This window comes from Streptomyces sp. NPDC046727, assembly GCF_040645635.1.
Taxonomy (GTDB): domain Bacteria; phylum Actinomycetota; class Actinomycetes; order Streptomycetales; family Streptomycetaceae; genus Streptomyces.
This window is the reverse complement of the sequence record NZ_JBEYYR010000004.1, coordinates 156,142-177,298: the sequence shown is the minus strand read 5'-3', so window position 1 is coordinate 177,298 and position 21,157 is coordinate 156,142. Positions and strand designations below refer to the sequence as shown.

Here is a 21,157-nt window from a genome sequence, read left to right as displayed (position 1 = left end):
GGCCGGTCCTAGGCGGTCAGAGCGCTGTGGATGCGGCGGGCCACCGTCGGATCGCCGAGGTAGCCGGAGATGCCGTGCCGGTTGGGGGTCGGATTGTGGACGCCGCCGTAGTTCTCGACCGACGGTGTCACGGGAAAGTGGACGGCGTCGAGAGGACGCAGCGCGACGGTGTCCCGGACGTCGAAGGCGTTGAACCACGGCCCGACACGCTCCGGATGGGTGATGGGCGCCAGCCGGTCGACGATGGCACGAACCCCCAGGGGCGACCCCAGCGTGACGAACGACGGCACCCGCCATCCCGCCTGCGCGGCCTCACGTGCCAGCACGTTGTACGCGACCACGGTGCCCAAGGAGTGGGAGACGACGACGGTCTCCTCACCTGGCTGTACGGCACTGCGCAGCCCCTGGTCGATGACGCGCTGCACACCGATGTTGCGGAGATACATGTACACGTCGTGGGTGGTCAGCGCGATGCTCGCGCCGCCGATCCCGGGCAGCCGGTCCAGCGCGCGGAGTGCGGCGAGGACCCAGGGCCAGTTGAGGGGGCCGCGCTCGATCACGTCCGCCCCGGCCTCGGCACGGATCTGCGCCTCGCTCACCCCGTTCCTGTCCACCGCCTCGGCCACGACAGAACCGATGAACTCCTTCTCGGCCTCGTCCGCGTCACCCACGCCCGCGACAACGACGTCCACGGCCGGCCCCTGCGGATGGTCGGACAACTGGTCGAGCGTGTCACCGTAGTAGGGGAAGGCGACGTCGGCGTCGGCGATCTCGGTGGTGATGCCCGCGGCGCGCAGCCCGGCGTGCAAGGAATCCAGCCACTCCTGCTTCAGCCCCTTCGCGTCCTTGTGCTGCTGTGAGCGGCCGTGGACCAGCACCAGCTTGCGCATCGATTCAGTTCCTTTCCAGGCCGGAACGCAGCCAGGTGAATGCGGTGTCCGGGAACAGCGTCCAGTGCGACGACAGCGGTCGTGGGGCGTCGGCGACGGGGCCCGTGGCGTCGAGCAGCGCCCAGCCGCGGCCCATGAGGGGATGACCGGGCGTCGCGTCGGCCGGTCTGCCCGGCACCAGCAGATCGAGGTCGAAGAACGTGACACCGACGGCCGCCAGCAGCGCGTCCTGTTCGGCGGGAATGTCGGCGCGTCGCCCGGCGTCGGCCAGTGCGTAGGCCCGGTACACGGCGAGCGCGGGATCGTCGCCGCGGGCCGCAGCGATGTCCGGGGGTGCCGGGAGCCCGAACCGCGAGCGCGCCGCGACCTCCGCACGCGTCCGCCAGGCCGAGGCGGCACCGGGGCCCGGAGGACCCGGGCGTGCGTACCAGATGTCGACGAGCTGGCCGTCCTCGACCGTGAGGGTCGCGGCGTAGCCGGGCAGCACGGGGACGACGGTGCAGCTCCCGGAGTCCAGCCGCACCAGAACCCGCGCCGAGCCTCTGGAGCCGGGGATACCGACGCCGACCGTGTGCTCGCCGGCGTCGACGGCGATGCCGGGCTCCGCGTGGGCCTCGGCGATCCGCGCGCCGCGCACGACGAGGCCGGTCGGCGGACGGCCACCGGCGAGGCGATGGGTGATCAGCCGACTGGCTGCCGCGCTCGCGGCCTGCTCCGCCGCGGCGTTGGGCTGCCCGTCCGGTGGCCTTCCGGGCCGGCCCTGCTGGCCCCGGAGCCGGGTCCGTGGCGGGCGGACACCGCTGAGATCGGTGGGCGGGGACGGCGGGAAGGCGCCGACCTCAAGCCCGGCGGCGTCCGGCCGGAGCACGATCCGCGACAGCCACGCCACCCGCGAGTCCGAGGTGATCCGCGCGTCCGGCCGCTGGTTGACGGTCAGTCCGGCCTTGAGGGCGGCCGCGCGGTCGGCGATCCGGTTCGGCAGCGCGTCGGCGAGCAGACGGGGGCGCACGAGGCCGACGGCCTCGGCATCGGCCATGGGCTCGACGGCCTCGGCGTAGTCGCCTCGGAGTCCGGCCGCCAGGACCTCGGTGTAGAGGGAGTGGTATTTGCCGGCCTCGACGGGATCCTGCACCTCGTAGGCCGGCTCGCCGAGCAGGCAGGGGAAGAAGAGATCCACGGCCCGGCCGGGGCCGATGACACCGGTGTTCGGCATGATCACCGAACCGGTGACCCCTTGCGCGTTGATGGTCGTCGCAGCGGTACGGCACGCGTCGGAAATGAAGACGACGTGGGGAATCCGTCCGGTGGAGGCCAGTTCGGCGCTCTTGGCGACATTGACCGCCGCGTTCGGGTTGTTCGGTGCTGCCGACAGAAGCCAGAATTCGTTCCGGTTGTTGACGATTCCGTGTCCGCAGAAGTAGATGACGAGCTGTTCCAGCGTGGGCAGCTGGGCGAATGCGTCGACGGCCTCGAACACGGCGTCCGCGGTGACCGGCCGAAGTTCCGTATCGGAGATCTCCGCGACACGCTCGGGCGGGATACCCTGCCCGGTCGCCCATTCCCGCAGTGCCTTGATCGCGCCCCCCACCGCCGGCAACACGGGAAGCCCGCCGGTCCGTTGCACTCCGATGATCACAATCGCGCGGTCCATAGCCCCTCAGGATCGAGACCGATGGCAGACGGTGGCTACGACTCGAATGATGGCATGGGCGGGTTCCGGCCGCCACTGATGTGCCGGATTTTCCGGCGGTGAAAGGAGCGAAGGTGACGGTGAAGGCGGATTGAGGAACTCCGGAAATACGTTCCTTCTCTCCACGGGGATTCCGTGTATCGCGGGCGTATCGAAAATCGCATACGCCACCGCAACGGCCCGCCGTCTCCAATGGGGGCATGAACCACAACGCATCCCTGTCGGCACCGCCCCGCCGCACGCGCAGGATCGTGCTCCTCGGCCTGGCGACCCTCGGCACGGCGAGCGCCGTGTTCGTCGTGCGGGGGCCGCTCATGATGTCCGCTCCGATGTGCATGGCCGGGCGGTGGCACGGCTGCTTCGACACGTTCAACGGCGTGGTGCTCATGACGCTGGTCGCGCTGCCGCCGGCCGCGCTGGTGGTGTGGGCTCTGGCGCGCCGTCGCCGTGCCGCCGGCGTCACATCGGCGTGGCGGATGTCGCTGGCCGAAGTGGGCATGGTCCACGGGACGGTGCCCTTCCTGTGGTTGACCATGATGCCGGGCGCCGGGGCCGGCATCGTCCCCGGACGGGTGAGCCTGGTACCGCTGCGGGACCTGGTCACCATGGGGCCGCTCGGGATCGTAGGCAACCTGCTGGTCTTCGCGGCGCTGGGGTTCTTCGCCCCGATACGGTGCGCGGCGCTGGCGTCCGTGCCGCGGATCCTGGCGCTCGGGGCGGGCTGCTCGATCCTGGTCGAAACCGCACAGTACGTCCTGCGCCTCGACCGGGTCTCCTCCGTGGACGACGTACTGGTCAACGCCGCCGGCGCGGTGCTGGCCGGGCTGGCGTCGCGCCGCTGGTGGCGCACTGCGGCGGAGGCGCCGGCGGACCGGCCTCGCCCCGCGCCGATACCGGCGGGCTGAGCCGCGGTCCGGTGTGCACACGGCATCGCATACGTCGGCGATATGGCGGGCTGCCTAGGCTTCGGACATGCGCGTACTGATCGTGGAGGACGAGCCCTACCTGGCAGAAGCCGTCCGTGACGGTCTCCGGCTGGAGGCGATCGCCGCCGACATCGCCGGCGACGGCGACTCCGCCCTGGAACTGCTCGGCGTCAACTCCTACGACCTCGCGGTCCTGGACCGCGACATCCCCGGCCCCTCCGGCGACGAGGTCGCCCGGCGCATTGTCGCCTCCGGCAGCGGCATCCCGATCCTCATGCTCACCGCCGCCGACCGGATCGACGACAAGGCGTCCGGGTTCGGGCTCGGCGCCGACGACTACCTCACCAAACCGTTCGACCTGCGGGAGCTCGTCCTGCGGCTGAGGGCGCTCGACCGCAGGCGCGCGTACGCCCGGCCCCCGGTCCGTGAGATCGCGGGCCTGCGCCTCGACCCCTTCCGCCGGGAGGTCTTCCGCGAGGGACGCTATGTCGCGCTCACCCGAAAGCAGTTCGCCGTGCTCGAAGTCCTCGTCGCCGCCGAGGGCGGAGTGGTCAGCTCCGAACAGCTGCTGGAGCGGGCCTGGGACGAGAACGCCGACCCCTTCACCAACGCCGTCCGCATCACCGTCTCCGCGTTGCGCAAACGGCTCGGCGAACCGTGGATCATCGCGACGGTGCCGGGTGTCGGCTACCGCATCGACACCGGCCCCGACGCCATCCGTCCCGGCAGTACGCATGCGTAGACGCCCAGGGCTCAGCGTCCGACTGAAACTCACCCTCAGCTACGCCGGGTTCCTCGCCGTCGCCGGCGCTCTCCTGTTGACGGTGGTGTGGGCGTTCGTGCTGCGCTACGTACCGGACACTCCCAAGGGCCTTCTGGGGATCGCGCCCAATCGCTACCTCCTCGTGCGCACCTTCGTCCCCGCCGCGGCCCTGGCGATGGTCTTCCTGCTCCTGTTCGGCCTCGCCGGGGGATGGTTCCTCGCCGGACGGATGCTCGCACCGCTCACGCGGGTCACGGCCGCGGCACGGATGGCCGGGAAGGGATCGCTGTCCCACCGGATCCGCATGGAGGGCCGCCAGGACGAATTCCGTGAACTCGCCGACGCGTTCGACACCATGCTCGAACAACTCGAGTCCCACGTCGCCGAGCAGCAGAGGTTCGCCGCGAACGCCTCCCACGAACTGCGCACACCATTGGCCATCTCGCAGACGCTGCTCGACGTCGCCCGCAAGGACCCCACACGGGACCGAGACGAACTCCTCGCACGGCTGCAGGCGGTCAACACGCGCGCGATCGACCTCACCGAGGCCCTCCTGCTGCTCAGCCGCAGCGACCGCGGGAACTTCACCCGTCAAAGCGTCGACCTCTCCCTCGTCGCCGAAGAGGCCGCCGAAACCCTGCTTCCCCTCGCCGAACAGCGCGGGATCACCCTCGACGTCACCGGCGGGGCGACACGGACCAGCGGCTCGGCGGAGCTTCTGCTGCGCATGGTGACGAACCTCGTCCAGAACGCCATCGTCCACAACCTCCCCGCCGGCGGCACCGTGACGGTCCACACCGAAGCGCAGCACGACGCGAGCGTGCTGCGGGTCGAGAACACGGGCCATCCAGTGCCACCGGAACTGGTACCGACCCTCACCGAACCCTTCCGGCGCGGAACGGAACGCGTCCGCACCGACGAGCACGCGGGCGTCGGCCTCGGACTTGCCATCGTGCACAGCATCGTCCGCGCCCACGACGGGACCCTCGCCCTCGTCCCCCGCCCCGCCGGCGGTCTCCTCGTCACGGTCCGGCTTCCCGGCACGCCGTAGGCATCGTCGCCGAGCGGGGCCCACGCGTCCTGACGTGGGTGGCCCACGTCACACCCGGCTCCTGTCAGCAATCGGGGCGCCGTCTCGTTCAGGGGGCACGCGAACGAGACAGGAGCCTTGCCATGAAGCACCGCATCGTCGTCCTCGGCGCCGGATACGCCGGGGCCTTCGCCGCCGGAAACCTGGCCCGCCGGCTGTCCCCCGCCGACACCGAGATCACCGTCGTCAACGCCGGGCCCGACTTCGTCGAGCGGATGCGGCTCCACCAGCTCGCGATCGGCCAGGACCTCGCGTTCCGCAAGCTCGCCGACGTGTTCGCGGGCACCGGGGTGCGGCTGCGCCTGGCGCGCGTCACCGGCGTCGACCCCGAGCGCAGGACGGTCGCCGTGACCGGCGAGGACGGCGACGGCGAGGTCATGTACGACACCCTTCTCTACGCGCTCGGCAGTTCCGTGGCCGACCATGGTGTGCCCGGCGTGGCCGAGTACGCCTTCGATGTGACCGGCCGGTCCTCGGCGCTGCGTCTCCGTGAGCGCCTGGCCGGTCTGGGCGAGGGCGGCACCGTCCTGGTCGTAGGTGAGGGGCTGACCGGCATCGAGACCGCCACCGAGTTCGCCGAGTCCCGGCCCGACCTCTCGGTCGCGCTCGCCGCCCGCGGTGAACTGGGCGCCTGGCTCTCCCCGAAGGCCCGCCGCCACCTCCGCCAGGCCTTCGACCGGCTCGGCATCACCGTCCACGAGCACACCGGCATCGAAGCCGTCGAGCCGACCCGGGCCATCGCCGCCGACGGCACGTCCGTCCCGGCCGACGTGACCGTGTGGACGGCCGGGTTCGCCGTACACCCCATCGCGGCCGCCAGCGGCCTGGAGGTCGCCGAGACCGGCCAGATCGTCGTCGACCGCACCATGCGCTCGGTCTCGCACCCGGACGTCTACGCCGCCGGTGACTGCGCCTACGCGATCGGCGAGAACGGCCGGCCGCTGCCGATGTCCTGCGCCTCGGCCGGCTTCACCGCCATGCAGGCGACCGCCGCGATCATCGCGCGGCTGACGGGCCGACAGGTCCCGACCACCGGGCTGAAGTACTACGGCAACCACATCAGCCTCGGGCGGCGGGACGCGATCTTCCAGATGGTGGACGGGAACGTCCGGTCGAAGTCCTGGTACCTGGGCGGCCGGACCGCCGCGCGCCTCAAGTCGGGCGTGCTCAAGGGGTCAGGATGGAGCATCGCCCACCCGACCTTCGGCATGCCGAAGCACAAGCGACGCCTGGTCACCGAGCCCGAGCCGGCCGGTGTGAAGGTCACCGCATAGGCTCCTCCGCATGGACAGCGCAGCCATCGATCGATTCGAGGCCAGCCGGGGCCGGCTGGCCTCGCTCGCGTACCGTCTGCTCGGCTCGGCCGCCGACGCCGAGGACGCCGTGCAGGACACGTTCCTGCGCTGGCAGGCGGCGGACCGGGAACGCATCGAGGTGCCGGAAGCGTGGCTGACCAAGGTCGTCACCAACCTCAGCCTCGACCGGCTCCGCTCGGCGCAGGCGCGGCACGAGCGCGCTGTCGGGGACTGGCTGCCCGAGCCGCTCCTCGAGGGCGACCCGATGCTCGGCCCCGCCGACACCTTCGAGCAGCGCGAATCGGTGTCCTTGGCCGTACTGACCCTCATGGAGCGCCTCTCGCCGGTCGAGCGGGCCGCTTACGTCCTGCGCGAGGCCTTCTCGTACCCCCACGCCGAGATCGCCGGGATCCTCGACATCACCGAGGCCGCGAGCCAGCAGCATGTCCACCGGGCGCGACGCCGGGTCGCCGCAGAGCGCCGCGGCGGCCACGAGGTGGACCCCGCGTCCGCGCGCCGCATCGTCGAGGAGTTCCTCGCCGCGGCCACGTCGGGGCGCACCGACCGGCTGGTGGCGATGCTCACCGCCGACGCGACCGCGGTCTCGGACGGCGCCGGACTGGCCAGGCGGCTGCTGCGGTACAGGACGCGCGAGCGCATCGCCTCCTTCGTGCGGGCCGGCTTCAAGCCCACCCCGGCGAAGCGCCGGCTGGCCGGAGGCTCACCCGCGCTCCACATCGCGCTGGTCAACGGCTCCCCGGCCGTCGTCGCCGTGATGGACGACCGGGTCGTGGGCGCCGTGGCGTTCGACGTCCGCGACGGCAAGGTCGCGTCCCTGCGCGGCATCGCCGCCGCGAACCGGCTCACGCGCCTCACCGAGGCCTGGCGGCAGCACGAACCCGACGCGCCGGTCATCCCCGCATGGTGACTCCCGCATGGGACAACCGTGGCCGGTCCAGGGTCACCCCAGTGCGGCCGGTGACTCCGCTTCGGGTATCAACAGGTGAGGCCGACCGGCCTACGACCTCGGCAGCTGGCACGAGGTCTCGCTGAACTCCGAGGTCAGCATGGCCGTCGGCTCACCGCAGGAGCAGTGGCTGCGCTCGGACCTGGCCGCCGGCACCAAGCCGTGCACCCTCGCCTACCGGCACCAGCCGCGGTTCACCTCCGGCGCCGACCACGCTCCCAGGCACCCCAGCGGCCGGCTCGACACCACCCGCGGCATCCGGCACTTCGTCGCCGGCATGGGCGGCGCCAGCCACTACAGCTTCGGCACCATCATGCCCAACGGCGAGGCCCGCAACGGTGACCAAGCCTCGGGCGGCTCCGCCTGAAATCCATTTCACCAGAAATTAGGCCCCGCCTCCTTGTGCGTCAAGGATGGTGCTGCAATCACCTTCTGCCCGCACCCTCTTGACGCTGAAATCGATTTCTGCCACCGTCCTCGCCAGACCTCGCTACGCAGTCGGGAGGGGAAAGTCTGTGCGCAAACTCAGAACCCTGATCACTTTGGCGGCCGGGCTGGCCGCCGTGGCCACACTGACCACACCAGCCGTGCGTGCCGACGCCGCCGGACTCGCGAACGCGCCGGAGAGCACGTACTTCTCCACCGTGAGCATCGACGCGGGCGCCACCGTCGGCGCCCCGGCGATCGGTGACAACAAAGAGCACGGCGACCTGTGGCCCTCGTGCTGGTCGAACGACGACAACGTCTACAGCGCCTACGGCGACGGCGTGGGCTTCGGTGACACCTGGCACGACATCGGTGTGGCTCGGATCAGCGGTACGCCCGGCAACCTGACGGGCACCCAGCTCGCTGCGGGCGACCGGATAGGCCGGATCTGGGGCGACCCGTCGCAGTACTACCGCAAACCCACCGGCATGGTCTGCGTGAACGGCGACCTGTACCTCGCCGTCCAGGACCTCAAGCAGGGCACCCTCGACAACGCGCCCAGCGCGACGATCGTGAAGTCGAGCGACAAGGGCGCCACCTGGACGTCCGACAAGACCACGCCCATGTTCACGGACCAGAAGTTCACCACCGTCATGTTCCTGGACTACGGCAAGGACAACGCGGGCAGCCCCGATGGCTACGTCTACGCCTACGGCCTGGACTACAACTGGCGTGACACCTACGACCCGGACCCGGACCCGGCCGACCTCTACCTGGCCCGGGTGCCCGCCGCATCGATCCAGAACCGGTCGGCATGGCAGTTCTACGCCGGTGACAGCAACGGCACGCCGACGTGGACGTCCGCCATCGACCAGCGGGTGTCGGTGCTCCACGACGACCACCGCGTCTACCAGAACGTCGGAACAGCGGGCCGCGCCCGCGACCTGAGCGTGATCGGCCAGGGCGGCGTCGTCTACGACAAGCCCCTGGGCCGCTACATCTACACGTCCTGGACGGAGTACACGTACGAGTTCTACGAGGCGCCCACCCCGTGGGGCCCGTGGAAGCACTTCACTCCCAAGGACTTCGGCGGCTACCCCTGGACGCACACCAAGCACGGCGGCTACGCGACCACCATCCCGTCGAAGTACATCAGCCCGGACGGCAAGTCGATGTGGCTGCAGTCCAACGTCTGCCCGTGCGGCGGCGGTTATCCCGCCAGCGACTTCTGGGCATACACCTTCTCGCTGCGGAAGATGTCCCTCACGCCGTCGGTGCCCACCACTCCCGGCAACGCGCCTGACGGTTCGCGGAACCTCGCGCGTGAAGCCGGCACGGTGCAGGTCGAACGCGCCACGCATTTCGGCACCGCGATCTACAACGACGGAAACACCGCCCAGAACGAGGACGACTGGAACGACGAACGCAAGCCGACCAGTTGGTGGGGCTACACCTGGCCGCGCACGTACCGCTTGAACCAGGTGGCCTACACGACCGGCACGATGTTCGGCGACGGCGGCTGGTTCAGCAGCGCTCCCAGGATCCAGGTGCGGCGCGACGGCGTCTGGACCGACGTCACCGGCCTGCGCACGACACCGTCCTACCCGACGTCGTCGGCAGCCGGCACGAACAGGACCTACGTCTTCGACTTCGACACCACGAGCGGAGACGGCGTGCGCGTCATCGGCGGCAGCGGCGGAACACAGACCTTCACCTCGATCGCCGAACTGGCGGCCTACTACCGCTGAGCCGCCCTTCGCCCCAGAGGCGCCTGACGGGCACTCGCTTGATCAGGCGCCGAGGACCGGGACCGAGTTCGGCACGATGCTGCCGGCCCCGTGCGCCTCGGCGTCAGCTGCGTCCGGTTCGGGCTTCGCCTTCGTCTTCCTCGGCTCGTGCCGCTGCTCCAGTGATCTGTCCCGTCCGTACGTCACGCGGGCTCGCGCCGAGTTCACGGCGGCAGGCCTTGTTGAAGGCCTGGAGATCGGCGATGCCCACGGCCGCGGCGACGGCGGTGATGGACAGGGTGGAGGACAGCAGGAGGTGGCGGGCGCGTTGAAGGCGTCGGTGCCGGATGTATGACACGACGGTGAGGCCGGTTTCGGCACGGAACACGCGTGTCAGGTGTGTGTGGGAGATTCCGACGGCGCGTGCGACGTCCGGTACGGACAACGGGCCGGCCAGGTGTTCCTCGACGTAGGCCTGTGCGGCGGCCACGAAGGGGTGGCGGCGCCCTGCTCCATCGCCTCTCGGTAACTCGGCGATGCGCCACAGAGCGGTCCAGACCTCGGCTGTGGCTCGCGGAGGAGAAGTCGGCATGGCCGTCACGGCGTGCCGGAGCAGATCGGCCAGGCGTGTGCTCTCGGCCGCGGCGTCCTGCATCACCGGCAGCACCCGTGCGGTTCCGCCGTCGTGCAACCGTAGATGGACATAGAAATGCTCCGACCTGCCCCGGTAGTGAAAGTGCACCTCCGTGTTCGGCGGCACCAGGCTGACGTGGCCGGGGCGTATGGGGTGGACCGACTGCCCGAGGGACAGAGCACCCTCGTAGTTGTAGAGGTGCAGCTGCCACAGGTCGGGCAACCGGAAGACGTCGTGGGCGGTGGAGACGCCGTGCACCCCGATGCCTGCATCGACCACGGTGGGCGCCTCGTCGAGCCGTACTGTTGCGTGTTTCACGAGGATGGAAAATTACCAGCACTGGACGATTTCAGCCCACGACCGATCCGCACAGGGCCCGTACGTTCGTCGCATGTCAAGCAGCAAGCAACTCCTGACATCGGTTCAGGTGGCGCGCTTCGTCGCGCAGGGATTCCTGCGCCTGGACGGGGTGGTGCCGCAGGAGATCAATGGACGGGCTGTCGCGGCCCTGACCGAGGGCCTGCCGGAAGTGCCCTACGGCACTCCGCTGGGCCGGGCGTTCGCGCCGGACACCTTCGTCCACGAGCTGCTCGCCCTGCCGGTCGTCGCAGGCGCTGTCGAGAGCCTGGTCGGCCCCGAGCCGACCGTCGACCACCATGCAGTTCATGTGCGCGAGCCGCACGAGGGACAGGCGCAGCCGCTCCACGGAGACGCGATCATCGACGTGCGGCCGGATGCGTTCGACATCCAGCTCATGTACTACCCGCACGAGGTGACCGCCGAGATGGGCGGCACCCTCAGTGTGCCCGGAAGCCATCTGCGGAGGATCAACGAGACGGACGTCGGCCGCGTTCAGAACCTCAGGGGGCAGATCCGTCTGACGTGCCCGGCAGGCACGGTCGTTCTCGTGCACCACGGCATCTGGCACAGTGGCCGCCGCAACGACACGGCGGTCCGTCGCTACATGTACAAACTCCGCCTCAACCCGACCGTGCCGCAGGTAGGTCTGTGGGACGTCTCCGACCTGCACGACCCCGCGGTGACCGCGGAACTCAATGCGTACTTCCCCTGGTGCGAGCAGGCCACGGCCCGACTGGAGATCTACAACCGGGTCCTGCTGTGGCGGGCCCTGACCGGTGACGACTCGTTCGATGTCGAGTACTGGGTCACGCGCGTCAGCAACCGCCCCACCCTGAGGAGTCACGCATGAGGCAGCAGGTTCTGGTCCTCTATCTCGCGACGTCGACGCTGGACTCCGACGTAGTGGGCTGGTCCCGATACGACGGGACCGGCCGGACCCGTCCGACGACCGGTGACAGCGACGAGCCGCCCTATCCCACCGGGCTTGCCGCACTGCTCGACGGGTGGCGCCTGTTCCAGGCCTCCCAGCTACTGCCGCCTCAGTCGGGTCACGAGTACGACGTCTCCTTCCTCAAGCACGAGTTCTTCTTCGAGAAGCTCGAGCAGTCCGAGAAGGCCGAGAGGGCGGAGGACAGCTCTCATCCCTGACCCGGCGCCGGAACGGCCGCTCTTGGCAGGTGTGTGGCGCACTACCCATGGAGGGCACGTACATGACACTCGGGGTTTCGTTGCGGAGATGCGGGAGGCGTACGGGGGTGCTCGCCGCGGTGACCGCCCTTTTGGCGGCGCTGTTGACCGCCTTGGGTACCGTCGGGACGGCGCAGGCGGCCACCGTGGACACGAACGCGTGGTATGTGCTCGTCAACCGCGGTAGCGGCAAGGCGCTGGACGTGGCGGGCGCGAGCACGGCGGACGGGGCGAGCCTGACGCAGTGGCCCCAAACCGGCGGCGCCAACCAGCGGTTCCAGTTCGTCGACTCGGGCGGCGGCTACTACCGGCTCAAGGCCCAGCACTCCGGCAAGGTGCTGGACGTCCTCAACTACTCCACCACCGACCATGCGGACATCGCGCAGTGGAGCGATGCCGACGGCACCAACCAGCAGTTCCGGCTGGCCGACTCGTCGGACGGTTACGTCCGTCTGCTCAACCGCAGCAGCGGCAAGGCTGTCGAGGTGGAGAACGCCTCGACCGCGGACGGTGCCAAGGTCGTGCAGTTCACCGACTGGGGCGGGGCCAACCAGCAGTGGCAACTGGTCCGCGCGACGGGAGTGCTGGCGCAGGTGCACACCGCGGGACGGGTCAAGGACGCCGGAAACACGGTGCAGTACAGCTGGCCCGGCGTGTACTTCGAGGGCCGCGTCAGCGGCACCGGCGTCGGCATTGTGCTCAACGACTCGGCCGCCGACTACGACGTCCAGATCGACGGAGCCACCGTCGCCACGCTCGTCACGCCCGGCAACACGACGCACTGGATCAACGGCCTGTCCAACAGCACGCACACCGTCCGCCTCGTCAAGCGCAACGACACCCCGGGGGCCACGAGCACCTTCGGAGGCTTCGTCGCCGCGCCCCAAGGAGCCGTGCTGAGCAAACCGGCCGCCCGCAACCGCCAGATCGAGTTCATAGGCGACTCCCTCACGGTCGGCTACGGCAACCTGTCGACCTCGCGCACCTGCACCGGGGACCAGCTCAAGCGGAACACCAACGCCGACGTGAGCTACGGCGCCCTCACCGCCCGGCAACTGAACGCCGACTACCAGATCAACGGCTACTCGGGCCTCGGCATGGTGCGCAACTACAACGGAGGCCGGTCGGACGTCACGTACCGGACCTTCTACGACCGTGCCCTGCTGAACGTGCCCGGTGACGTCTGGCAGAACCCGGGCACCTGGCATCCCCAGGTCGTGGTGACAAACCTCGGCACCAACGACTTCTCGACCGCCATCAACCCCGGTGAGCCGTGGACGCCCGACAGCCTTGCGTCCGCCTACCGCAGCGCCTACGGCGACTTCATCCAGAAGCTGCGCACGCGCTACGGGGCCGACACGACCATCGTGGCGGTGGGCGCCGGCCAGTACGCCGCCCATGTCCAGCAGGTGGTCAAGGCGCGCAACGACGCCGGCGACAGCCGGGTCCGCTACTGGGCCCTCGACGACACGGGCCTGGACTTTCTCGGCTGTGACTGGCACTACTCGGCCCACGACGACCGACTCATCGCCGACCGGCTCACCTCGTTCATCTCCGGTCTGCCGACAGGCTGGTGACGGCACCGACCTTCGCAGAGCGGGTGCCGCCGCGCAGGCGACGGGTGTACGTGGTGGCAAGCGAGGGGTGGGGGAAAGGCGACCGTGCCGGACAACCGAGCGGGCACGCCGGTTGCCGGGAGGGACAACCAGGGCGAGGGGGCCGGTCGTTCAGGATGACGTGCCGGTGACCGAGCCTTGGGACTTGGTGACGTGGTAGGTGACGGTGGCGCCGCTGTGGAAGTGGAAGGTCAGCGTCACCGGTTGGCCGTCGTGCAGCGCGTTCAGGAAGTCGGGAGTCAGAATGATCGTGCCGCCCGGGTAGTCCGGTGAGAAGGCCGCGTTGAACTCCTGGTACGGGGTCCAGCTCGCCTGACCGGCGTTGCTGCCGTCGGCGTACTTGGCCTCCATGGTCGCCAGTACGTCACCTCGGTACTGGGTGGGAATGGTGAACGAGCCGGTCGTACCCGTGGCGTTCGACAGCACCGGAGTGTCGGACGTGATCACGTCGATCGTCCAGGGCAGCCCGCGCGAGAACCGGGCCTGGAGCGTCGCGTTGACCCCATAGCGGCGATCGCCGGTCAGCCGGGTCAGTGCGCGCGCCGTGAGGGTGAGTTGGTTGTCGGTGACGGTGTAGTCCAGTCCCGGGGCGAGCGGGGTGCTGCCCTGCCACAGGCCGCTGAACCTGGTGCCGTTGGGGTTCAGAGAGAGCGTCCTGGCCGTGACGGGGCTGGACTTCGGCACGAAGACCTTGTCGAAGGAGGCGGTTCCCGAGCGGGTGGTCCAACTCGACCTGATCCAGGCGAACAGGGCGGGGTCGCCCCATTTCAGCGTCTCGCGGTTCAGGAAGGCGAACGTTCCGGGGTCCCACAGGGCGGTGGTGACACCGGCGACGCGCGCCGCGTAGCTGACGTGCTCGAAGTACTTCAGCGCCTCACCGCGCTCCACACGGTCGGGATGGTTGTGGTCCGGCCAGCTGAGCAGACCGTACTCGCCGAGGTAGACCGGGATGTTCTTGGCGACGAACGTGTCGTGCATCCGGGCGAAGGCCTCGGTCAGGTCCTTCTGGGCGGACTCGTCGTACCGGGTACCGCCCGCGATGTTCACGCTGAACGGATACCAGCTGTAGTAGTGGACGGTGGCGACCAGATTGTCGTCGTGCAGCGCGCCGATCGTGGCGGACAGGGGGTCCATGAAGGTCTGGGAGGGAGTGCAGCCCACCGTGGGCAGGACGAGCAGGCGGTTGGCGTTCCCGCCGCCCGAGGAGCGGACGACCTTGTGGAAGGAGGTGTTCAGCTCCTTCAGGAGCTGGTTCTTCTGCGCGTCCGTGGCATTGTCGAAGGCCGGTTCGTTGACGCTCTCGAAGAGCAGGGTGCGTGGCTCGTCGCGGAACGCCGAGGAGATCTGGGTCCAGATGGCGTTGAAGCGGGCGAGTACGTTGTCGTGGTCGGTCGGCATCTTCGAGATCCACTGCCACGAGTCGTGGTGGACGTTGAGCACGACGTACAGGCCGTCGGCCTGCGCCCAGTCGACCACCTGCCTGACGCGGCTCATGAAGGTGGCGTCGATGGTGTAGGGGGCGGTGGCGGACTGGTGGCCGGTCCAGGTCACCGGGATGCGGACGCTGCGGTAGCCCTGCGCGCGGATGGTGTCGAACAGGTCCTTGGTGACCTTCGGGTTGCCCCAGGACGTCTCGTCCGGGATCGCGTCCAGGGTGTTGCCCAGGTTCCAGCTGGGCTGCATCGCGGCGACGGCGTCCATGGCCCGGGCCGGAACTCTGACCGTCGGCGCTGCCGGAACCGCCGTGCCGTCCGGCGCGGCGATCGCGGCGCTGCCGGACAGTCCCAGGATGACGAGGAGCGCCACCAGCAGGCCGGCCAGGCGCCCGGGGCCGCGGCGGCGGTGACGGGCTGGTTGCCGTATGTCCTTCATTTTCTTCCCCTTCGTCCGGTCGTGCGTTTCGGTCGCGCCTTTCGGTCGGTCCTGGAGACTGGGGTTCAGCCGTCGAGGGACTCGTAGTCGAACCAGTCGAAGTGGACGGTGCCTTCCGTGGCGTACATGCCGATGACCCGGCCGGTGAAGCCGCCGGCCACCTCCGTCGACAGGTAGCGACCGTCGAGGGTCGCGAGCTCGGTGAACGTTCCGTCCGGGGATTCGACGCCCAGCGAGACGACGTCGGGGCCGGTGCAGGGCCCGTGTGGTGACGGCGGGTCAGTGGTGGTGACGGCAAGGACCACAGGTCCGGCGGCCACGGACCGGGCGGCCACGACCGTGCGCAGGGAGCCGACGCGTGCGATCACCCGCACCTCCGTGCCGGACGCCTCGATCGCGTAGTGGTGCCGCTCGTCCAGCCGGACGGCGAGGCCGCCGCGCCCCTGCCCCGGGTCGACCAGGGTGCGTGCCCGGCAGGAGAGGTGCTGCTGGCGGCGGCCGGTGAACACCACGTCGGGCTCGTCCAGGGAGCCGCCCCGCGCGCGGAGCGTCAGCCATCCGGGGCGCTCCTTGGTGGTGCAGAGCTCGGCGGGGCGGTCCCGCACGGAGATCCAGGCCGGCGCGAGTTCGCTGAGCTCGAAGTCGTCGCGCCGTTCCTCGGCGGGGGCGGGGGACAGCGGCCAGGGGAGCGGGGGCAGGTCCAAGGTGACCTCGCCGACGACCGGCCAGCCGTCCTCCCAGGTCACGGGAGCGAGGAAGGTCTCCCGGCCGAGCACATGCCAGCCGGGCGTACCGCCGCCCGGCCGTACCCCGAGCAGGACCATCCACCACGAGCCGTCGGGCCCCTGGACCAGGTCCGCGTGGCCGGTGTTCTGCACGGGGTGGTCGATGCCGCGGTGGGTGAGGATCGGGTTGGCCGGGCACGGCTCGAACGGGCCGGTCGGCGCAAGGCCGCGGGCGATCGACACGCCGTGGCCGCGCTCGGTGCCGCCCTCGGCGATGAGCAGGTACCAGTAGTCGCCGATCCGGTACAGGTGCGGCGCCTCCGGAGCCTTCGCGTCGGGGCCGCCGGACCAGAGCTTGTGCGGTGTTCCGTACGTCTGTCCGGTGGACGGGTCGATACGGACCTGCGACACCCCGGCGACCGTGCACCAGCAGCTACCGTCCTCGTCCCAGGCCAGGTCGGGGTCGATGCCGGGAACGCCCGGTGCCCGGACGGGATCCGACCACGGTCCGGCGGGATCGGTGGCTGTCACGACGAAATTGCCGCCGCCCTCGCTGCAGTTGGTGACGATCAGCCAGAAGCGTCCGTCGTGGTGGCGCAGGGTGGGGGCGTAGATGCCGCCCGAGGACGGCATGGTGGTCGGCAGACGCAACTGCTCCGGCCGGTCCAGGACGTTGCCGATCTGCTGCCACTGCACCAGGTCACGGCTGTGGAAGAGGGGTACGCCGGGGAAGTACTCGAAGCTGGAGCAGGCGAGGTAGTAGTCGTCGCCGACCCGGCAGATGCTGGGGTCGGGGTGGAAGCCGGGGATCACGGGGTTGGCGGCGCGGGCGGGCGGGTTCTGGGTGGTCACCCTCGGTCGTCCTTTCGTCGGGTGGGCGGCAGGGTCGGCGCTCAGGGAGCGTCCGGTTCCGTGCGGGTGATGCGGAGCGGCGCTGCGGACGGCGCGGTGGGCAGGGTCACGGTGAGGCCGGCGGTGTCGGGGTTCCGGACGGAAACGACCTGATGCGCCGCGGGGTACAGCACCTCGACGCAGGCTGCGCCGCCCGCCTGCTCAGGCAGCAGGAGGGTGGTGGTCGTCTCGCCGCCCGGGCGGCGCCAGACAGTGAGGTACGTGGTGGCGGGGGTGCGCAGGGCGAGAGCGATCCAGGGGCCGTCCCAGCCGGGCAGCCCGAGTGGCCAGGACGGCACGGCCCGGACAGGTCGCCGCGGACGGCCTTGTACACGGCGACCGCCTCGTGGACCAGGGCGCGGGCCTCGGGCCCCGGCTTGGGCGGGCGGCCGGAGAGGTGGATGCGGCCCAGGAGGGCGCCCGCCATGGTGAGGGCGACCTCGTCGAGTGAGTCGTCCGGCTGCGGATAGGCCCACACGGCGCCCTGCTCGGGGGTGACGGCGGTGGGTGCGGAGGCCGCGATGGGCGCGGAGTGGTGGAGGTTCTGCTGGTCGCTGGTGGACTGCAGCTGCAGCCGCAGCCGGCGCACGGTCAGGTTGTGCCAGTCACCGTCGCGGGCCGCACGGTGGGTCCGGTGGCGCAGCCGCCCGCCGATCGCCGTCCGGACCAGGCGGCTGCCCGACCAGTCGCACCCGTGACCCGTCGCCGTCACCGCCATCAGAGGCAGGGATCCGCGGGGGCCTTTGCCCGCCTCTCCGGGCAGTCCGAGGTGCGTCAGGCGGGCGTTGCCGTCGTCGCCGAGGGCGAACTCGAGGTGCAGGGCCTCGTGACCCCGGCGGAAGCTCCGCTGTTCCGTTTCCATGGTGGCGTTTTCCAGGTCAGTGGCCGCGCAGGACCGCGCAGGCGCCGGGCGGCAGTTCGTGGGCCGCCCGGCCGGTGAGCAGGTCGTGGGCGGGATCCGGCAGGGGCACGGTGTCCGTGGTGTGGTTGATCAGGACGTGCCAGCGGCGGCCGTCGGCTGCGTGCCGGGTGACGGCTTCGACACCGGCCGGCAGGTCCGGCAGCTCCGGCTCTACGCCGGCTTCCTTCAGGAGCCGTCCGACCAGGGCGCCGTAGTCGGCGTCGTCCAGGCGCGTGGACAGATACCAGCCCTGTCCGGTGCCGAAGCGGTGCCGGGTGAGCGCCGGGCCGTCCGCGAGCATGCCGTGGGTGTAGGCGGCGAGCGTCTCGGCACCCTCGGTGCGCAGGGACTCGCTCCAGACGGTGCCGTGCGAGCCGTCGGACAGGGTGATCCGCTCCTGCGTCCGCAGCGGCCGGTGCTCCTCGACGCGGATGCCCAGCGCCTCGCGCAGCGGTGCGGCCGGGTAGCCGCCGAGACGGGCGTGCATGCGGTCGTCGACGTAGCCGGTGGCGTGCTGGACGAGGAGCGTTCCCCCGCCCTCGACATAACGGCGCAGGTTCTCCGCACCCTTGTCGGACAGCAGGAACAGGGAGGGGGCGACGACCAGCCGGTAGCGGCTCAGATCGTGCTTCGGGTGGGCGAAGTCCGCCGTGACGCCCGCGTCCCACAGCGCGCGGTGCGCTCCGGCGAGCGGTGCGTGGTAGTCGAGGCGGGAGGACTGCAGGCCGTCCGCCTCCAGTGCCCACATGGCGTCCGGGTCGTCGAGCACGGCCGCCCGCGCGGTGACCGTCGATCCCGCCAGCTCGCCGAGCCGGGCGACTGCCTCGCCGGTCTGCGTGACCTCGCGGAAGATGCGGCTGTCGGGTCCCGCGTGGGGGAGCATCGCCGAGTGCCAGGTCTCGGCGCCGGCCCGGGACTGGCGCCACTGGAAGAACAGGGCGCCCTCCGAACCGCGCGCGATGTGGCCGAGGCTGTGGCGCAGAACATCACCCGGCTCCTTGCCGATCACCTGATCGCCGTCGTAGACCGTGCTGGTGCCCTGCTCCATCAGCAGCCACGGCCGGCCGCCGGCCAGGGAGCGGGAGCGGTCGGCGTAGTAGGCCACATGTGCGGCGCCGTCGAGGCCGTTCGCGTTCGGGTACTGGTCGGAGCTGACGACGTCGAGTTCGCGGGCGAACGCCCACACGTTCAGCCGCAGGTCGTAGGGCAGCATCAGGTTCGTCGTCACCGGGCGGTCGCTGTGCCGGCGGATCGCGTCGCGCTGCTCGCAGTAGGTGGCGATGATCTCGTCGGCCCAGAAGCGGTGGAAGTCCACTGTCTGGCCGGGGTTCTTGTGGTATTGCGTCGCGCGCGGGGGCAGCACCTGCTCCCAAGAGGTGTAGCGCTGGCTCCAGAAGGCCGTGCCCCACGCCTCGTTGAGGGCGTCCAGCGAGCCGTGCCGGGCGCGCAGCCACACCCGGAACGCGGCCGCCGCCTGGTCGCACCAGCAGAGCGTGCCGTACTCGTTGTGCACGTGCCACAGCGCGAGGGCGGGGTGGTCGCCGTACCGTTCGGCCAGGGCGGAGGCGATCCGGCGGGCCGCGCTGCGGTAGGCGGGCGAGGCGAGGCAGTAGGTGTCGCGGCTGCCGTGGACGAGGCGGGTGCCGTCGGCCCTGACCGCCAGCGCCTCGGGGTGGGCGAGGGTGAACCAGGGCGGCGGGGAGGCCGTCGGGGTGGCGAGGTCGACGGCCACGCCGTTCGCATGGAGTCGTTCGATGTGGGCGTCCAGCCAGGTGAAGTCGTAGCGTCCCTCCTCCGGTTCGAGCAGGGCCCAGGAGAAGACGCCCATCGTGGCCAGGTTGACCCTGGCCCGGCGCATGAGTTCGTCGTCCTCCTTCCAGACCGGCTCGTCCCACTGCTCGGGGTTGTAGTCCCCGCCGAAGGCGAGGCCACCCAGGCGGTCGGTGATACTGCGTGCCGTCATGAGGCTTCCTTGGGGACGGAGAGAGCTGTCGAAGCGCTTCACCTCACAGCGAAGGTACGGAGAAGTTTCGGACGAAACAAGAGTCCCTGCGCCAGAAACCCTCTGTTACCTCCCGGTCATTGACAGTGTCTCAGGGGGTAATGACGCCGTCGATGCGCTTCGACACTCGGAGCGGCTCCTGACGAACAGCCGACTGAATCGGCAGTCGCCGCCCCGACGTCCGGTGAAAGGAGATGCGCGCCCGGGCGGCGCGATCAGTGCCGGGCGAACTGGACCCGGGTCGGTTGTACGACGTTCGGCCGCAGGGCGATCCCGCGGACGGTCAGCCGTTCCCCGTGGATGTCCGTGATTCTGATCGTGCTGCCGCACCCACTGCCGTCGGCGGATATGAAGTAGTTGTAAGAGGTGCGGGGCAACTGCCGCCAGCCGCTCCGGGTGCGGACCTCCAGCCTCGCCACCGGATTGCGATGGCCGATCGCCTGGATGCCGCACCAGTAGGGGTTGGACCCGGTCTTGTACCTGATGGACACCGTCTGGGACGTGCTCGGGCTGACCAGGCTCCAGGTGACCGGTATCCGGCCGGCCTTGAGGTCGGCGAGTTTGGCGAAGGCCTGTTGGCTGAGGTCGAGTTGCCCGGGTGCGCAGGGCAGGGGGCACTCGTTGGTGATCCGTACCGTGATGGAGGCGCCGTTCGCCGCGCGGACGCGGACGTACGCGCCGCACGCCCTGGACGTCTCGTAGTCGGTGGTGTTCATCGCCGCGATCATCATGTCCCCGCTCGGGCCGAACCCGCAGGCGCCGTCTCCGTCGCCGGCTTCGTACGCGGTGGCGACCCCTGTGTAGGTGGTCCCGGGCCGTATCCGCCCTGCCGACGATGCCGTGGTCGGCTTCGTTCGCGCGGCCCGCGGGGTGGACGCGGCCGACGGCCGCTTCGACCGGGTGCTCGCGGAAGCCTTCGGTGTCGGCGTGCCCGTCGTGGTCGGCGTGCCCGTCGCGGTCGGGGTGCCCGTGGGACTCGGGGTGCCTGTCGGGGGCGTGGCCCTCGCGGGGGTACCGGCGGCGGGCACGACCGCGACCGACGCCCCATCGGTCTCGCGGTCGGGGAGCAACGCCATGACCAGGGCAGCGACGACCCCCGCGGCGGCCAGCGCCACCGTGGTGCCCACCATCAGCCTGTGTCTGCGCCTGCGTTGCCGCGCGGCCTGCCTTGCTGTCTTCATGCCTGTCCGTTCG

Annotated in this window: 18 protein-coding genes; 10 read left to right on the top strand and 8 right to left on the bottom strand. The window is 70.4% G+C overall.

Features of this window, described 5'->3' with window-relative positions; all coding sequences use genetic code 11:
- Positions 1 to 8: 8 nt before the first annotated feature.
- Both ABZ937_RS06765 and ABZ937_RS06760 read right to left on the bottom strand, forming a co-directional pair.
- Positions 9 to 890 carry a hypothetical protein gene (locus ABZ937_RS06765; protein WP_361686532.1) on the bottom strand — a complete coding sequence of 294 codons (882 nt, stop codon included), beginning with the start codon at positions 888 to 890 and terminating at the stop codon, positions 9 to 11.
- A gap of 4 nt (positions 891 to 894) precedes the next feature.
- On the bottom strand, positions 895 to 2,541 hold the full coding sequence (locus ABZ937_RS06760; protein ID WP_361686529.1) for a hypothetical protein: 1,647 nt from the start codon (positions 2,539 to 2,541) through the stop codon (positions 895 to 897).
- Positions 2,542 to 2,780: 239 nt separating this feature from the next.
- Here ABZ937_RS06760 and ABZ937_RS06755 point away from each other — a divergent pair, with 239 nt between their 5' ends.
- The 7 genes from ABZ937_RS06755 to ABZ937_RS06725 all read left to right on the top strand — a co-directional run bounded on the left by ABZ937_RS06755 (position 2,781) and on the right by ABZ937_RS06725 (position 9,795).
- Positions 2,781 to 3,485, top strand: coding sequence for a VanZ family protein (locus ABZ937_RS06755; protein ID WP_361686526.1), 705 nt, complete (start codon positions 2,781 to 2,783; stop codon positions 3,483 to 3,485).
- A 67-nt stretch (positions 3,486 to 3,552) separates the two neighbouring features.
- Positions 3,553 to 4,248 (top strand): response regulator transcription factor, encoded by a 696-nt coding sequence (locus ABZ937_RS06750; RefSeq protein ID WP_361686523.1) that lies wholly within the window; start codon positions 3,553 to 3,555, stop codon positions 4,246 to 4,248.
- Positions 4,241 to 5,320, top strand: a complete 1,080-nt coding sequence (locus ABZ937_RS06745; RefSeq protein WP_361686520.1) for a HAMP domain-containing sensor histidine kinase — start codon at positions 4,241 to 4,243, stop codon at positions 5,318 to 5,320. Before ABZ937_RS06750 ends, ABZ937_RS06745 begins: the two co-directional genes overlap by 8 nt.
- A 122-nt stretch (positions 5,321 to 5,442) precedes the next feature.
- Complete coding sequence (locus tag ABZ937_RS06740; protein ID WP_361686517.1) at positions 5,443 to 6,633, top strand: FAD-dependent oxidoreductase; 1,191 nt, start codon at positions 5,443 to 5,445, stop codon at positions 6,631 to 6,633.
- A gap of 10 nt (positions 6,634 to 6,643) precedes the next feature.
- Positions 6,644 to 7,582, top strand: coding sequence for a sigma-70 family RNA polymerase sigma factor (locus ABZ937_RS06735; RefSeq protein ID WP_361686514.1), 939 nt, complete (start codon positions 6,644 to 6,646; stop codon positions 7,580 to 7,582).
- Positions 7,583 to 7,721: 139 nt separating this feature from the next.
- Positions 7,722 to 7,988, top strand: coding sequence for a hypothetical protein (locus ABZ937_RS06730; RefSeq protein WP_361686511.1), 267 nt, complete (start codon positions 7,722 to 7,724; stop codon positions 7,986 to 7,988).
- Positions 7,989 to 8,136: 148 nt separating this feature from the next.
- Complete coding sequence (locus ABZ937_RS06725; protein WP_361686508.1) at positions 8,137 to 9,795, top strand: hypothetical protein; 1,659 nt, start codon at positions 8,137 to 8,139, stop codon at positions 9,793 to 9,795.
- A gap of 103 nt (positions 9,796 to 9,898) precedes the next feature.
- Here ABZ937_RS06725 and ABZ937_RS06720 read toward each other — a convergent pair whose 3' ends face one another.
- Positions 9,899 to 10,726: an AraC family transcriptional regulator gene (locus ABZ937_RS06720; protein WP_361686505.1), complete on the bottom strand. Its 828-nt coding sequence runs from the start codon at positions 10,724 to 10,726 to the stop codon at positions 9,899 to 9,901.
- Between the two features lie 73 nt (positions 10,727 to 10,799).
- Between ABZ937_RS06720 and ABZ937_RS06715 the strand changes: the two genes are divergently transcribed.
- The 3 genes from ABZ937_RS06715 (at position 10,800) to ABZ937_RS06705 (ending at position 13,533) form a co-directional block, all read left to right on the top strand.
- The gene (locus tag ABZ937_RS06715; RefSeq protein WP_361686503.1) at positions 10,800 to 11,618 is read left to right on the top strand and encodes a phytanoyl-CoA dioxygenase family protein; all 819 of its coding nucleotides are present in this window, start codon (positions 10,800 to 10,802) and stop codon (positions 11,616 to 11,618) included.
- Positions 11,615 to 11,917, top strand: a complete 303-nt coding sequence (locus ABZ937_RS06710) for a hypothetical protein (protein ID WP_361686500.1) — start codon at positions 11,615 to 11,617, stop codon at positions 11,915 to 11,917. Before ABZ937_RS06715 ends, ABZ937_RS06710 begins: the two co-directional genes overlap by 4 nt.
- A 62-nt stretch (positions 11,918 to 11,979) precedes the next feature.
- Positions 11,980 to 13,533 carry an RICIN domain-containing protein gene (locus tag ABZ937_RS06705; protein ID WP_361686497.1) on the top strand — a complete coding sequence of 518 codons (1,554 nt, stop codon included), beginning with the start codon at positions 11,980 to 11,982 and terminating at the stop codon, positions 13,531 to 13,533.
- 150 nt (positions 13,534 to 13,683) lie between these two features.
- On the opposite strand, the gene ABZ937_RS06700 is transcribed toward ABZ937_RS06705, so the two are convergent.
- The 5 genes from ABZ937_RS06700 to ABZ937_RS06680 all read right to left on the bottom strand — a co-directional run bounded on the left by ABZ937_RS06700 (position 13,684) and on the right by ABZ937_RS06680 (position 21,093).
- A complete protein-coding gene (locus ABZ937_RS06700) occupies positions 13,684 to 15,444 on the bottom strand; it encodes a cellulase family glycosylhydrolase (RefSeq protein ID WP_361686494.1) in 1,761 nt (586 codons plus the stop codon).
- Positions 15,445 to 15,509: 65 nt separating this feature from the next.
- Positions 15,510 to 17,021, bottom strand: coding sequence for a glycoside hydrolase family 43 protein (locus ABZ937_RS06695; RefSeq protein WP_361686491.1), 1,512 nt, complete (start codon positions 17,019 to 17,021; stop codon positions 15,510 to 15,512).
- Between the two features lie 106 nt (positions 17,022 to 17,127).
- A complete protein-coding gene (locus ABZ937_RS06690) occupies positions 17,128 to 17,922 on the bottom strand; it encodes a hypothetical protein (protein WP_361686488.1) in 795 nt (264 codons plus the stop codon).
- Between the two features lie 16 nt (positions 17,923 to 17,938).
- Positions 17,939 to 19,924 carry a beta-galactosidase gene (locus ABZ937_RS06685; RefSeq protein ID WP_361686485.1) on the bottom strand — a complete coding sequence of 662 codons (1,986 nt, stop codon included), beginning with the start codon at positions 19,922 to 19,924 and terminating at the stop codon, positions 17,939 to 17,941.
- A 254-nt stretch (positions 19,925 to 20,178) separates the two neighbouring features.
- Positions 20,179 to 21,093 (bottom strand): expansin EXLX1 family cellulose-binding protein, encoded by a 915-nt coding sequence (locus ABZ937_RS06680; protein WP_361686482.1) that lies wholly within the window; start codon positions 21,091 to 21,093, stop codon positions 20,179 to 20,181.
- Between the last annotated feature and the right edge of the window lie 64 nt (positions 21,094 to 21,157).

Bases quoted from the DNA above. Each gene is read 5' to 3' on its own strand.
- ABZ937_RS06765 (WP_361686532.1), bottom strand. From the start codon at position 890: ATGCGCAAGCTGGTGCTGGTCCACGGCCGCTCACAGCAGCACAAGGAC.
- ABZ937_RS06735 (WP_361686514.1), top strand. From the start codon at position 6,644: ATGGACAGCGCAGCCATCGATCGATTCGAGGCCAGCCGGGGCCGGCTG.
- ABZ937_RS06745 (WP_361686520.1), top strand. From the start codon at position 4,241: ATGCGTAGACGCCCAGGGCTCAGCGTCCGACTGAAACTCACCCTCAGC.
- ABZ937_RS06755 (WP_361686526.1), top strand. From the start codon at position 2,781: ATGAACCACAACGCATCCCTGTCGGCACCGCCCCGCCGCACGCGCAGG.
- ABZ937_RS06700 (WP_361686494.1), bottom strand. From the start codon at position 15,444: ATGAAGGACATACGGCAACCAGCCCGTCACCGCCGCCGCGGCCCCGGG.
- ABZ937_RS06690 (WP_361686488.1), bottom strand. From the start codon at position 17,922: ATGGAAACGGAACAGCGGAGCTTCCGCCGGGGTCACGAGGCCCTGCAC.
- ABZ937_RS06705 (WP_361686497.1), top strand. From the start codon at position 11,980: ATGACACTCGGGGTTTCGTTGCGGAGATGCGGGAGGCGTACGGGGGTG.
- ABZ937_RS06680 (WP_361686482.1), bottom strand. From the start codon at position 21,093: ATGGTGGGCACCACGGTGGCGCTGGCCGCCGCGGGGGTCGTCGCTGCC.
- ABZ937_RS06715 (WP_361686503.1), top strand. From the start codon at position 10,800: ATGTCAAGCAGCAAGCAACTCCTGACATCGGTTCAGGTGGCGCGCTTC.
- ABZ937_RS06710 (WP_361686500.1), top strand. From the start codon at position 11,615: ATGAGGCAGCAGGTTCTGGTCCTCTATCTCGCGACGTCGACGCTGGAC.
- ABZ937_RS06685 (WP_361686485.1), bottom strand. From the start codon at position 19,924: ATGACGGCACGCAGTATCACCGACCGCCTGGGTGGCCTCGCCTTCGGC.
- ABZ937_RS06760 (WP_361686529.1), bottom strand. From the start codon at position 2,541: ATGGACCGCGCGATTGTGATCATCGGAGTGCAACGGACCGGCGGGCTT.
- ABZ937_RS06740 (WP_361686517.1), top strand. From the start codon at position 5,443: ATGAAGCACCGCATCGTCGTCCTCGGCGCCGGATACGCCGGGGCCTTC.
- ABZ937_RS06750 (WP_361686523.1), top strand. From the start codon at position 3,553: ATGCGCGTACTGATCGTGGAGGACGAGCCCTACCTGGCAGAAGCCGTC.
- ABZ937_RS06730 (WP_361686511.1), top strand. From the start codon at position 7,722: ATGGCCGTCGGCTCACCGCAGGAGCAGTGGCTGCGCTCGGACCTGGCC.